Raw genomic sequence first — 12,619 nt, 5'->3', positions numbered from 1 at the left:
CGCACTTTCGGCATAAGGCCGTCATCGGCATTCGCGTCAATACTTCTGAACCGGAGAGGAAGGCAACTCTTCACCCGCCTCCCCTTCCGCCAGGCGGCACAAGGCCTCCGCGCGGCGCAGGCAGGAATCCCACAGTCCTGCCTTTTCCGGGAACGGGAAGCACAGGGAATCGCTCAGCTTCTCCACCCGCTTGAAGGAATCATCCCGGTCATAGGCGTCCAGGCCTTCCAGGCGGGAAGCCACGCCGTCCAGCCAGGAGAGGGGGTCATGGCAAATCAGGGGAAGATCGCACCCGGCCTTCAGGGAAAGCAGGGCGGCTTCATCCGGAGCATGCCGCGCCGCAATCGCCCCCATGCACAAATCATCCGTAAACACCACTCCCCGGAAGCCGAGCCTGTCCCGCAGAAGCCCCCTGATCACCCGTTCGGACAGGGTGGCGGGATAATCGGGATCAATCTGCGGCAGCATGATATGGGCGGACATGATGGAAGGAAGCTCCGGACACAGGGCCAGAAAGGGCAGCAGGTCCGTCTTGAACAACTCACGTTCATCCAGGTCAACCACGGGAAGGCTGAAATGGGGGTCCGCCTGGGCGCGCCCCATGCCGGGAAAATGCTTGCCGCAGCTTTGCACGCCGCCCCGGCGCAAGTTGGAGGAATAAACGCCTCCGCGCGAAATCACGTCCTGGGGATTGTCTCCCCAGCAGCGGCCGGGCAGCGCATTGGCCGCGGACGGGTCATGGCAAATATCCAGTACCGGGGCAAAATTCAGGTTCACCCCCAGGTACCGGAGCGCCATCGCCGTCACCGCGCCCAGTTCCACAATGCCGTTAAAACCGCCGCTCCGCGCCAGAGAAGCGGGAGAAGGCAAATTCAGGCCCAGGGAAGGGGTGCGCACCACCCTGCCCCCCTCTTGGTCCACGGCAATGACGGGATGGTGGCGGCAGAGCTTCCGCAACGTTTCCGTCAGGCTGCGCACCTGCTCCACGGAATCCACATTCCGGGAAAACAGAATGAAGCCGGCCGGCTGCAAACGCAGGATGGCCGCCTCCTCTTCCGCGCCCACTTCATGGCCGCTAATGCCGATCAGGGCGGGGAGCATGAACGGAAAAAAATTATTTGCCCAGCAGGGACGTCCTGGTGTACAGGGGATAAACGGGAATGCCGCGTTCCTCAATCGCCTGGCGGCCGCCTTCCTCGCGGTCCAGCAGCACCAGGGCGGCGGCTACCTTGCCCCCTTCCGCCTCAATGGCGTCAATCGCCTTCAGGGTGGAGCCGCCCGTCGTAATGACGTCATCCACCACCACCACGGTATCCCCGGCCTGGAAATTGCCCTCAATGCGGCGTCCCCGGCCATGGTCCTTCGGCTCCTTGCGCACGGTAAACACCTGGAGCTTCTTTTCAGCCCCTTCCAGAGCGCTGGTCATGCCGACGGCCAGGGAAATGGGGTCTGCGCCCATGGTCATTCCGCCAATGGCCGCCACCTCCGGGAAACGGGGCAGAATCTCCTCCTGCACCAGCTTCCAGCCCAGCGCGCCAACCAGCGTGGCCCCCACGGGGTCCAGGGCGGTCATGCGGCAGTCCACATACAGGTCTGACACCTTGCCGGAAGCCAGCGTAAAGGTTCCCGTGCGCACGGATTTTTCCAGAAGAATGCTTTTCAGAAGGTCGTATTGTTCACTCATGGAGATATGGATGGATGAGGTGGTTGCGCCGTGTATAACAGATACCCCCGGAATAAGCAACGGATAACAGCATGCAAATCTTGACAAAAGGGCGGACAGGCTCCATAACCTGCCTGTCATTCTCCCGTTCCCATGAAACCCGGCATACTGGCATTAGCTTCTATCAGTTCCATTCTCGTTTCCTGCAATCCATATGGAAGGCCCCCCCTGTTTGATAAAATCGCCGGGAAAATCCAGGGCGCGTCCGGCCAGGACAGCTACCTGTCCGGCGTGGGCGCCACCTCCGGCGTGAACACGGACCTGCCGCCGGAAGCCCGCCTGGGCCAGGGATACTGGGACCTGCCTTCGGGCATCCAGGGAGAAAAGCACATCATCATTGACCTCAAGCAGCAGAAAGTCTTCTACTATGTAGGGGCCACGCTGGTGGGCGTCTCTCCCATGTCCTCCGGCAAGGAAGGCTTCGGCACGCCCAAGGGAACCTACAAGATTATCCAGAAGGACGCCAACTACAAATCCGGCACGTACGGCGTTCTGCGCAGCAAATCCACCGGTGCCGTCGTCAACGGGGACTATAACGCCAGGGCCGGCGGCGCGCCCGCAGGAACCTACTTCGACCCCGCCCCCATGCCCTACTGGATGCGGATTACGGGCGGCTACGGCATGCACGTGGGCTTTGTCACCGGATACCCGGTCAGCCACGGTTGCGTGCGTCTCCCGGCAGACATGGCCAAGACGTTCTTTGAACACACACCTCTCGGAACCAAGGTCACCATCCGCTAGCCCTTCCCGGCGGCTCCCTGCTCGCAGGGAGAAAAAAGGCCTTCTTCCGGCTTCCTTGAAACGAGGTTTTCCCCTCCTTCCAGACGGGTGCCCGCGCTATGCGGACGCCATGGCACAGCTTCCGCACTCCGGAATTGACAAAAGGCTACGGACCTCCTTAAATAAATGAGTCTTTGATCTTTTGATTCGTCATGACAGTTCCTCAAACCCCTGCCCTTCCGTCCCATTTCAACATAGGCGGCTATAGAATCACGGCGCTTGTAGAAAGCGGTCCGGATTATAACCTGTACCAGGCCATCTCCCCGGAAGGCCAGGCCGTCCTGATACGTGAATTCTGCCCCCAGGGCCTCGTCACCCGTGACCTGGCTACCGGGGAATTGTCCGCAGCCCCGGAAAACCGGGCTCAATTCTCCCAGGCGCAGGAAGCCTTTGAAACCCAGTACTCCGCCAATGCGGAAGGCAAGCTGAGGGGCTTCGGCACCGTGCTCTTCCTTTACCCGCTGGCACAGCCGCAGGCTCAAGCTCCGGCACAGCCCCAGCCGGCCGTTGCCCACGCCCAGGCCCTGCGCCCGGCCAAAAAGCCGCAGCAGCCCCAGCTCCGGAAGCCGGTAATCGGCGCCGTCACGCCCGGCGCGCCGCTGCCCAAGGTAAAGCGTTCCGGCGGTTTCCCCGTCATCACGGTCATCATCACCGGGATGCTCGTCCTCTTCGGCTTCCTGGGATACCAGATCCTCAAGGACAAAAAGGAACCCGTCGCCAAAACCGTGGCGCCTCCGGTGGTGGTTCCGCCCAAGCCCAAACCCAAGCCCGCTCCGCCCAAGCCGGAACCCGTGGTGGTTGCCCCGGAACCGGAACCCATCGTCGCGGCGCCTGAACCGGAACCTGAGCCTGAACCGGAACCGGTCGCGCCCGATCTTTCCCCCTCCCCGGAAGTCATCGCCATGGAAAAGGCCCTGCGGGAGGAAGCCATGGCCTCCAAGGGCAAATTTTCTGAAAAGCTTCTGGCTAAATACCCCCTTTACGCGGAAGCCTACGTGCGCGACTACGTGAAAAAGCGCGGCGGCACCTTCTCCCCGGACTTTGAAAAATGGCTGAAAAACACGAAGAACAACCGTGAAGTCTTCGCCATGTTCTTCCCGCCGGACCCCAGCGTCGCCACCAATGTGGCCTTCATGATTGACGAACTGGGGCTGGAAATGACGGAAAAATACAACCAGCTCGTCCTGGCCTTTGCGGTGGGACGCCGCGAATTCGGCATGGGCGCCTTCGACCTCACCCAGCAGGGCCGCTACATTGACGCCCTGGGCAAGCTGAACGGCTTGAGGTCCTCCGGCGTCATGCCTCCGCCCGCGGACCTGTACTGCGCCGGCAAGCCCCCCGTGAACTGGTACGGAAACGCTCCGCGCACGGTGGATGAAGAATGCTACAAAAAGGTGGAAGCCTACCTGGACCGCAAGAAAATCACGCCCAAGCAGGCATGGATCAACAAATACCCCACGGTCTCGGAAATAGGGGACACCGCCATTACGGAAGGCAACCTGGCCGGCTTCCTGCACGAATATCTGTACCGCCACGGCCAGCTGAGGCGCAAGAGGGACCCGTTCCCCACCCCGGTGGAATTCTTCACCTACCTGGTGGACAAATATGAAAACTGCAGCAAGCTGCGGGACGTGGACCACAAGCGCGTGGAATGGACCGGCGTGTCCTTGGAAGGAACGCCCTGGCCGGCCATGATGGCCCTCTCGGAAACGCGCCCCCTGCGGGAATGCGACAGCGTGTGGGAACGCTACATGGGCCAGCGCGGCCCGACGCGCCTGTGGCTGTACGGCCCCTACCGCATGGATGACGACAAGGAGCCGCCCATCCTGTTCAGCTTTGACCCTGATCCGGAATGGTCCCGGGAATCCAATGAACGCAAGCTTCATGAAGGCGGCGTTTGCGGCACCATGTCCCTCATCTCCCGCAACTCCCAGATTGCCCGCGGCATCCCCGCCGCCCCTGCCGGACAGCCCGGCCACGGCAACCTGATGACTACCAACTTCAACGGCAACGGCTGCTGGCTGAGCGTGGGCCAGAGCGTAGACACCCTGAAAGCCACCACGGGATTCTGGTACTTCCGGGACTCCAAGGCACCGCGCACCGGGAATGCGGAATACCAGTCCGGACTGGCCCTGTCCATGAACATCGACTACGAGAAATTCATCGACAGCCGCTTCGCCATGAACATCTACAAGCTCGCGGGCGCGAACTCTTCCACGGAAGAGGCTCAAGACCCCTCCGGCACGCTGCCCAGGGAATTCACGCAGACCGCCATGAGAACCGTTCTCAAGGCCAACCCGTTCTACACGGAAGCCTGGTACACGCTCTTCAAGCAGGCTCCCCAGGACCTCATGGGGGCCACCAAGATGGTGGATGAAGTGCGGGAAGCCCTTCCGGACGGCATGGGCATCAGAAAACTCTGGAAGACGCGCAAATACGTCTCCTCCGTAGGCCGCGGGGACAAAAACGGCAAGGAAATGCTGGCCAACCACGCCAAGGAATACGTCAACGTGCTCTGTTCCGTGATTCTGGAAAACGCCCTGAAACAGGAACATGACTACAAAACCTTCCAGTGGGCGGACCTCATGTCCTGGCTCAAATCCGAGACCAAGCGCAACTCCTACCCGGAACCGCAGGCCGCCTACCAGATAGCGTACGCCAAGGCCCAGGGCACGGACAGGCTCAAGAGGACCGTGGACAGGGGCTTCAAGAAAGCCCTCAACTTCTACCGGGATGAAAACAACACCCTGAACGCGCCCAAGGACGTGGACCAGCAGGAAATGTCCTTCTCCCTGGACGCCCTGTGCCTGGCCCTTCCCAAGGAAGAGCTGCTACCCTGGATGAAAAACATGGTGGACACCTGCCCGGACGGCTTCAAATACAAGCCCAAGAACAAGAAGGAAACGAAAATCCACCCCTTCTACAGCACCCTGACGAAGAACTACATGTCCCTGGCGGACGGCACGGAAAAATCCCGCGTCAAATCGGAAATGAAAGAGGCTTCCAACAGGATTCTGGAGCTCTCCCAGAACAAGAAGGGCGACGGGGAAGGAACCTCCGGACGCCGCCGGAGACGCTGATTCCCGCCGCACCCCGTGCATCTTTACGTCCACATCCCCTTCTGCCACCGCATCTGCCCGTACTGCGCCTTCTTCAAGCACACGCCGGCCTCCACGGACATGAAGCTCTTCATCCGTGCGCTGGGGCGGGAGGCGGAATCCCGCGCCGCCGCCCTGTCCACGGACCGCGGGGGGGAAACGGCCACGCTCTACTTTGGGGGGGGAACGCCTTCCATGCTCTCGGACACGCACCTGGGACGCCTCATGGAAACCCTGGACCGGCTCGTGCCCGTAGACAGGCTGGACGAATTCTCCTTTGAGGCCAACCCCGCCACCTTTACGGAAAAAAAAGTGCGCTTCTGGCGCAGCCTGGGCATGAACCGCGTCTCCCTGGGCGTGCAATCCCTGGACCCCGGCATTCTGCATCTGCTGGGACGCGAACACACCCCGGAACAGGCCCTGCACTCCGTGGAAATGCTGAAAAACGCGGGAATGCCCCATATCAACATGGACCTCATGTTCGCCATTCCGGGGCAAACCCTCTCCACCTGGGAAGCCACCCTCAGGGAAGCCGTCCGTGCCGGAACGGACCATGTCTCCGCCTACAACCTCACCTATGAGGAAGACACGGAATTCTTCCGGAGCCTGCTGCGGGAGGAAAAAAGGCAGGATCCGGACGAAGACGCAGCCTACTTTGAATTGGCGGAACACATGCTGGAAGCGGCAGGCATGCAACACTATGAAACCTCCAACTACGCCCGGGAGGGCTGCCGCTCCCCCCACAACATGGCGTACTGGAAGGGTGAGGACTACGTGGGCATAGGCCCCGGCGCAGTCAGCACCATCAACGGCATACGGTACTCCAACACGCGGGACACGGACGCCTACATACGCAGCACGCTGGAAAACGGCCTCCCCCTCTCCGAACAGGAACCCGTCACCGCGGAAGACTACCGCCTGGAACGCATTGCCCTGATGCTCCGGACGGATGAAGGGCTGCCATTGAAATATATCCTTCCGGAATCCCGCCCCCTGCTGGAACAATACCGGGAACTGGGCCTGGCGGACATTTCCCCGGAACAAAGGCTCATCCTGAAAGGCCGCGGCCGACTGCTCGTGGACGCCATTGCGGCGGAACTGTGCTGACGGGGGGGATTTTTCTTCTCAAAAGGCTGCGGTTCCCGGCATCCATGGAAGCCGGATGTTGAAATAATCAGGCATGAGCCATATTATTCTTGGCATTTCAATATCCAGAGGATATTCTGCCCTATAGACAATGGTGTCTGCGTATTCGGATTTTAACTTCTAATCCCGGCTCTTCGGGAATGCATTTAAGAATAATCAGATCACTTGTCTTTTGATCATATGAACACAAAAATGTACGTAGGGAATTTGTCCTTCAATTCCACCGAACAGGACCTGAGGGATTTGTTTGGTTCCCATGGCGAAGTGACTGAAGTATTCATTCCAACCGACCGTGAATCCGGAAGGCCCAGAGGTTTCGCATTCGTCACCATGGATTCCACCGATTCCATGAACGATGCCATTTCCGCCCTGAACGGAAATGAGTTTCAGGGTCGCCCCCTGGTTGTCAATGAAGCCAAACCGCAGGCCAACACAGGCGGCGGCGGTGGAGGCGGTTACCGTGGCAATGGCGGCGGCGGCAGACGCGACAACAACGGCTATGGCCGCAACCGCCGCTAACAGCGGTAAAATTGCGGGAAGAACATTCGCTTCTTCCTGATCGTAAGGCCCGGCGCTTTCATGCTCCTGGCCTTATTATTTATACAAGGCTTCCCGGGAAAGGCCATTCTCCGGGAAGCCTCTTTTTATGGCTGCATGGAATCCCGGAGCGCTGCCTGCCCCGTGCGGCCTTTCATCAAGCCAGCCGCTTCACCGGATTATTCCTCACAACGGGAATGTCTTCCCCCCGTTCAATCTATCTGGAACTGGCGCGCCATTTTTTTCAGCCACCAGTCCCGGTGCCGCATTTCATCCCTGCTGCGTTCCAGTTCCCGGAGCTCGCTGCCGCGCAGCCCTCCCTTCATGTACCGTTCATCCAGCTTGCGCGCCTCCACCCGCGTATCCTTCCGCAGGGCCTTGTAAAACTGGGCTCCCGTTACCAGTCCGCTGGCGGCTCCCCCCTGGCCCACCAGGTTCATGTAAAGCTTCCTCAGCCTGTTGTAATCCTCCACCACCCGGTTGTATTTCAAAGCGGCGTACTGGTAGCGTTCCTTCCAGTCCTCCGGACCGGGATTGACCAGGCGGTCCTCCACGGAGCCGGGTTCCGGCGCGGGAGCCGGGGGAGCCTGCCCGCGGGAAGGCAGCGGCGTAAGCGGCGGAGGCTGGGGAACGGGGCGACGGCTCGTCCCGGGAATGCCATTGCCCGTCATGGAAAGGGGGGAACGTTCCGTCAGCAGGCTGTCCATGCGCATCTGCTCCAGCGTTTCCAGCAAATGGGCACGCTCCTTTTGCAGGGAAGCATTCGCATCGCGTTCTTCTGAAAGCGACTCTTTCAGCGTCCGCATGCCGCCGGACATTTCCGAATAAATCAGCGCATACGCCCCGATGCACCCCAGCAGAAAGCCCAGGCCCAGCATGATTCCCCTCTCCCGCCACGGTCCGGGACTGCGTTCCGGAGCCGGTTCCGGAACGTCCGGCTCCGGCTCATGGGAAACAGTCAGGTAGTGTTCCAGCGGGCCCTCGTCAGGCATGGGCTTGATTCAGGGTTGGGACGTGAAAATGCCGGTTCAGCCCTGTTCCGGGCGGATGCTGTCCGCGCCGAAGTACGGCACGAGCGCTTCCGGAATGCGGATGGAGCCGTCCGGCTGCTGGCAGGTTTCCAGCAGGGCTACGTACAGGCGCGGCAGAGCCGTGCCGGAACCGTTCAGGGTGTGGCAGAACTGGTTCTTGCCGTCCGCGTCCTTGTAGCGCAGGCGCATGCGGCGCGCCTGGTAGTCCGTAAAGCAGGAGCAGGAGGAAACCTCCAGATACTGCCCCTGGCCCGGAGCCCATACTTCAATGTCATACGTCTTGGCGGAGGAAAAGCCGAGGTCGCCCGTGCAAAGTTCAATCACGCGGTAGTGAAGCCCCAGCTTCTGAAGAATGGATTCCGCATGGCTGCGGAGCACTTCCAGCTCCCGGAAGGAGTCTTCCGGCTTCAGAATCTGGACCAGCTCCACCTTGTCAAATTGGTGGACGCGGATCATGCCGCGGTTGATGCGTCCGGCGCTCCCGGCTTCCCGGCGGAAGCAGGGCGTGTACGCGGCCATCTTGATGGGCAGCTCGCTTTCCTGTAAAATGGTGTCCCGGTACAGGTTGGTCACGGGCACTTCCGCCGTGGGAATCAGGAACATCTGCTGGTCTTCCGTGCCGTACATGTCTTCCTCAAATTTGGGGAGCTGCCCAGTGCCTTCCATGCACTCCCGCTTGACCACAAAGGGAACGCCCACTTCCTGATAGCCGTTCTCCCCGGTCTGCGTGTCCAGCAGGAAGTTGATCAGGGCGCGTTCCAGGCGCGCGCCCGCCCCACGGTATACCACAAAGCCGGAGCCCGTGATCCGCGCGCCGTCTTCAAAGGAAATCATGCCCAGGTTCGCGGCCAGCTCCACATGGTCCTTCGGGTTCTCAATAGCGGGTTTCTCTCCCCACAGCTTGACTTCCGGGTTGGCCGTTTCATCCGCGCCCACGGGGCATTCCGGATGCGGCAGGTTGGGAATGTTCATCAGCAGGGAGGCAAGCTGGGCGGCATTTTCCTCCGCCATGCGGTCCAGCTCCCGGATGCGGTCCCCGATTTCGCGCACGCGCGCTTCAATGGAGGAGGTGTCCTCCCCCTTCTTCTTGAGCATGCCGATCTGCTTGGAGGTGGCATTGCGCTCGGACTGCAAGGCCTGCTTTTCCGTTTCGGCATTGCGGCGCGCTTCATCGCACGCCAGAACGTCATCAACAAGCTTCCACGCGTCGCCGCTACGGGGCTTCAAACGCGCTTTCACTTCTTCCGGATTTTCTCGTATTACACGGATGTCGAGCATAACGCGCACAGCTTGCACTCCATCCCTCCGCCACGCAAGCCAAATGAACGGACTTTCATGGAAAAACTGCACCTGCAATAACGTGCCTTTTGCTCCGGCGCGGCGCGGTTACTGCGGAAAAACACGCCGGGAGCGCCGCATGCCATGGAACGCTCCCAAAAGCTTTTTGATGATAGCTGGAGAGACAGCGGAAGATTTGCTGAACAGTTTCCGGAAACCACTGTTTTTATGCGTTTTCCCTGGATGCGGGAGTATTGCAAGAAGGGGCAAAAGGGAATTTTTTCTCCGTTTTCAGCAAGTTAATTCCCTTTCATCCTCATTTGTTCTTGAAGAGTTCGAACGGCAGAGGGTAGTGTAGGAACACTATGCAACAAACCGCACGCGCAGCTGTCCTGACAGCTCCCAAAACATTTGAAATCCGTGAGTACCCCATTCCCGCCATCGGGGATGATGAAATGCTGATCAAGGTGGAAGCCTGCGGCGTTTGCGGCACGGACGGCCACGAGTACAACCGGGACCCCTTCGGCCTCTGCCCTGTGGTGCTGGGCCATGAAGGCACGGGGGAAATCGTGGCCATGGGCAAGAATATCACGAAGGACACGGCGGGCAATCCCCTGGCCCTGGGGGACAAGATCGTCACCTGCATCATTCCCTGCGGCACCTGTGACGCCTGCCTGAATACCCCGGCCCGCACCAACCTGTGCGAGAACGTGGGCGTGTACGGCCTGATGCCTGACGATGACGTGCATTTGAACGGCTACTTCGGGGAGTACCTGGTCATCCGCAAGGGTTCCACGTTCTTCAACGTTTCCGGCATGACGCTGGACCAGCGCATTCTGGTGGAACCCGCCGCCGTGGTGGTCCATTCCCTGGAACGCGCCAAGTCCACCGGACTGCTCAAGTTCAATTCCGTGGTGCTTGTGCAGGGCTGCGGCCCCATCGGCCTGCTCCAGATCGCCGCGCTGCGCACGCTGGGCATTGAAACCATCATCGCCGTGGACGGCAATGATTCCCGCCTGGAACTGGCCAGGGAAATGGGCGCCTCCCGAACCTACAATTTCACCCATTACGCGGACCTGGACGGCCTCCTTGACGCGGTGAAGAAGGATAACGGCGGCCGCCTGGCGGATTTCGTCTTCCAGTGCACGGGCGTGGGCAAGGCCGGGGCTAACGCCTGGAAGTTCGTCAAGCGCGGCGGCGGCCTGTGTGAAGTGGGCTTTTTCATGGACGGCGGGGAGAGCGTCATCAACCACCATTACGACCTCTGCAACAAGGAAGTGACCGCCGTGGGCTCCTGGGTGTATTCCCCGCAGGATTACCCGACCACGTTCGACTTCCTGAAGCGCGCCTACGGCATCGGCCTGCCGCTGACCAAGCTGATTTCCCACCGCTTCAAGCTGGATGAAATCACGGAAGCCCTGGAAACGAACGTCCAGATGAAGGGCATCAAGATTGCCGTCATCTGCGACTAAGCGGAAACTCTTTTTCTTACCTCAACGCCGTTCCTCCGGGAGCGGCGTTTTTTTACGCCGCCTTTCCAGAGAGGAACGTCACTCATCCAATCCAGGGTAGATATCCTTCCAGTCCAAAAAACGCCCCGTATTGGGAGGAACGGTCATGATAGCCGCGACTTTTCTTTTCAATTGCACCAATGCGTCAGGGTCAAGAACCATGGGTTCGCTCACTTTAAGGTACGCCCCTTCCAGATGCACCTGTCTCTCCAGCGTCAAATATTTCTTGATGACGCCGTCGGAATCCAGGGCGGCATCAATGACGAAATGCAGCAGGAAGCCGGACTCCTGAAGGAAAAAATCAAATTCATAAATCCAGGAAAAACAGCAATTCTCGTCGTCTTCCTCATCATCATCATTCAGCTCCCTTCTGGGGATTCCGAAATCATACAGACGGTTCAGTTCCTGCAAGAGGGACAGGATGTGTTCACGTCTCAACACGGTTACCTGGCACCCCTGCTTTCCCAGCATTCCCTGCCGACAATCGATGACTAATTCACGGCACTGTCCTTCCATGGCAAGAAGCACTTCCACGGCCTGCTCCCGTTGCCGGTCCATGGGTTCCCGCGAATACATGAGCCGGGTCTTCTACAGATTCACTTTCCCCACCGTTCCGTGATGCCGCCGTAGGAGTCTATGCGGCGGTCGCGGAAGAAAGGCCAGATGCGGCGGTGGTCTTCCAGCGCGTCCAGGTCCAGCTCCGCGTACAGGATGGCTTCATCGCTGACGGGGGCCTTGGCGACAATTTGGCCGTAGTAGTCCGCCACGAAGGACTGCCCCCAGAATTCGCTTTCCCCTTCCGTCCCCACGCGGTTGACGGCGCAGACGTAGCAGCCGTTCGCCACGGCGTGGCCGCGCTGCACGGTTTCCCACGCGCAGTGCTGCTGTTCCCCCAGCAGGGGTTTTTCCTCCGGCAACCAGCCGATGGCCGTGGGGTAAAAGATGATTTCCGCCCCCTGCATGGCCGTCAGGCGCGCGGCTTCCGGGTACCACTGGTCCCAGCAGATGAGCACGCCAATGCGCCCGAATTTGGTGTCGAACGCCTTGTAGCCCAGGTCGCCGGGGGTGAAGTAGAATTTTTCCTCAAAGCCCGGGTCCTGCGGTATGTGCATCTTGCGGTACATGCCCAGGAACGTTCCGTCCGCGTCCACCACCCAGGCGGTGTTGTGGTACAGCCCGGTGGCGCGCTTTTCAAAGCCGGAGGCCACAATCACCACGCCCAGCTCCGCGGCCAGCTTGCAGTGGGCTTCCGTCAGTTCTCCGGGAATGGGTTCCGCCAGGTTGAAAAGGTCGCATTCCTCTGTCCTGCAAAAGTATTCCGTGGTGAAGAGTTCCTGCGTGCAGATGATCTGCGCCCCATGGGCGGCGGCCTCCCGGATGGCGGCTTCCGTCTTTTCCTTGTTCACGGAGGGCCGGGCGTCTGCGGACAGTTGAATGAGTGCGATTTTCGGCATGCCCCTTCCTTACCCCGTTTCCCCTCCCATTCCAAGCAGGGAAAATGAATGCGGCGCGATT

Annotated in this window: 11 protein-coding genes; 5 read left to right on the top strand and 6 right to left on the bottom strand. The window is 60.0% G+C overall.

The window, feature by feature from the left end:
* Positions 1-36: 36 nt before the first annotated feature.
* Both nagZ and pyrE read right to left on the bottom strand, forming a co-directional pair.
* Positions 37-1,101, bottom strand: a complete 1,065-nt coding sequence (gene nagZ / locus P8A25_RS05205; RefSeq protein ID WP_215443592.1) for a beta-N-acetylhexosaminidase — start codon at positions 1,099-1,101, stop codon at positions 37-39.
* A 13-nt stretch (positions 1,102-1,114) separates the two neighbouring features.
* The gene (gene pyrE / locus P8A25_RS05200; RefSeq protein ID WP_022397339.1) at positions 1,115-1,684 is read right to left on the bottom strand and encodes an orotate phosphoribosyltransferase; all 570 of its coding nucleotides are present in this window, start codon (positions 1,682-1,684) and stop codon (positions 1,115-1,117) included.
* Positions 1,685-1,816: 132 nt separating this feature from the next.
* Between pyrE and P8A25_RS05195 the strand changes: the two genes are divergently transcribed.
* The 4 genes from P8A25_RS05195 to P8A25_RS05180 all read left to right on the top strand — a co-directional run bounded on the left by P8A25_RS05195 (position 1,817) and on the right by P8A25_RS05180 (position 7,266).
* On the top strand, positions 1,817-2,464 hold the full coding sequence (locus tag P8A25_RS05195) for a L,D-transpeptidase (protein ID WP_102722484.1): 648 nt from the start codon (positions 1,817-1,819) through the stop codon (positions 2,462-2,464).
* Positions 2,465-2,655: 191 nt separating this feature from the next.
* Positions 2,656-5,583, top strand: a complete 2,928-nt coding sequence (locus tag P8A25_RS05190) for a hypothetical protein (RefSeq protein WP_215443594.1) — start codon at positions 2,656-2,658, stop codon at positions 5,581-5,583.
* Between the two features lie 15 nt (positions 5,584-5,598).
* On the top strand, positions 5,599-6,708 hold the full coding sequence (gene hemW / locus P8A25_RS05185) for a radical SAM family heme chaperone HemW (protein ID WP_022397342.1): 1,110 nt from the start codon (positions 5,599-5,601) through the stop codon (positions 6,706-6,708).
* Positions 6,709-6,927: 219 nt separating this feature from the next.
* Positions 6,928-7,266 (top strand): RNA-binding protein, encoded by a 339-nt coding sequence (locus tag P8A25_RS05180; RefSeq protein WP_102722486.1) that lies wholly within the window; start codon positions 6,928-6,930, stop codon positions 7,264-7,266.
* A 230-nt stretch (positions 7,267-7,496) separates the two neighbouring features.
* Here P8A25_RS05180 and P8A25_RS05175 read toward each other — a convergent pair whose 3' ends face one another.
* On the bottom strand, positions 7,497-8,276 hold the full coding sequence (locus tag P8A25_RS05175) for a hypothetical protein (protein ID WP_022397344.1): 780 nt from the start codon (positions 8,274-8,276) through the stop codon (positions 7,497-7,499).
* Between the two features lie 36 nt (positions 8,277-8,312).
* A complete protein-coding gene (gene serS / locus P8A25_RS05170; RefSeq protein ID WP_215443596.1) occupies positions 8,313-9,593 on the bottom strand; it encodes a serine--tRNA ligase in 1,281 nt (426 codons plus the stop codon).
* A gap of 365 nt (positions 9,594-9,958) precedes the next feature.
* Here serS and P8A25_RS05165 point away from each other — a divergent pair, with 365 nt between their 5' ends.
* Complete coding sequence (locus tag P8A25_RS05165; protein ID WP_215443598.1) at positions 9,959-11,065, top strand: zinc-binding dehydrogenase; 1,107 nt, start codon at positions 9,959-9,961, stop codon at positions 11,063-11,065.
* A 78-nt stretch (positions 11,066-11,143) separates the two neighbouring features.
* Here P8A25_RS05165 and P8A25_RS05160 read toward each other — a convergent pair whose 3' ends face one another.
* Positions 11,144-11,662 carry a hypothetical protein gene (locus P8A25_RS05160; protein ID WP_215443600.1) on the bottom strand — a complete coding sequence of 173 codons (519 nt, stop codon included), beginning with the start codon at positions 11,660-11,662 and terminating at the stop codon, positions 11,144-11,146.
* Between the two features lie 38 nt (positions 11,663-11,700).
* Positions 11,701-12,558 (bottom strand): carbon-nitrogen hydrolase, encoded by an 858-nt coding sequence (locus P8A25_RS05155; protein WP_022397350.1) that lies wholly within the window; start codon positions 12,556-12,558, stop codon positions 11,701-11,703.
* Positions 12,559-12,619 lie beyond the last annotated feature (61 nt).

Origin of the sequence: Akkermansia sp. BCRC 18949 (assembly GCF_045011645.1) — a bacterium.
Taxonomy (GTDB): Bacteria; Verrucomicrobiota; Verrucomicrobiia; order Verrucomicrobiales; family Akkermansiaceae; genus Akkermansia; species Akkermansia massiliensis.
The sequence above is the reverse complement of the archived record's forward strand: the minus strand, read 5'-3'. Positions and strand labels throughout refer to the sequence as shown.

Coding starts and splice junctions, on each gene's coding strand:
- P8A25_RS05165 (WP_215443598.1), top strand. CDS start 9,959: ATGCAACAAACCGCACGCGCAGCTGTCCTGACAGCTCCCAAAACATTT.
- P8A25_RS05195 (WP_102722484.1), top strand. CDS start 1,817: ATGAAACCCGGCATACTGGCATTAGCTTCTATCAGTTCCATTCTCGTT.
- P8A25_RS05155 (WP_022397350.1), bottom strand. CDS start 12,558: ATGCCGAAAATCGCACTCATTCAACTGTCCGCAGACGCCCGGCCCTCC.
- nagZ (WP_215443592.1), bottom strand. CDS start 1,101: ATGCTCCCCGCCCTGATCGGCATTAGCGGCCATGAAGTGGGCGCGGAA.
- serS (WP_215443596.1), bottom strand. CDS start 9,593: ATGCTCGACATCCGTGTAATACGAGAAAATCCGGAAGAAGTGAAAGCG.
- P8A25_RS05180 (WP_102722486.1), top strand. CDS start 6,928: ATGAACACAAAAATGTACGTAGGGAATTTGTCCTTCAATTCCACCGAA.
- P8A25_RS05160 (WP_215443600.1), bottom strand. CDS start 11,662: ATGGACCGGCAACGGGAGCAGGCCGTGGAAGTGCTTCTTGCCATGGAA.
- pyrE (WP_022397339.1), bottom strand. CDS start 1,684: ATGAGTGAACAATACGACCTTCTGAAAAGCATTCTTCTGGAAAAATCC.
- P8A25_RS05175 (WP_022397344.1), bottom strand. CDS start 8,276: ATGCCTGACGAGGGCCCGCTGGAACACTACCTGACTGTTTCCCATGAG.
- P8A25_RS05190 (WP_215443594.1), top strand. CDS start 2,656: ATGACAGTTCCTCAAACCCCTGCCCTTCCGTCCCATTTCAACATAGGC.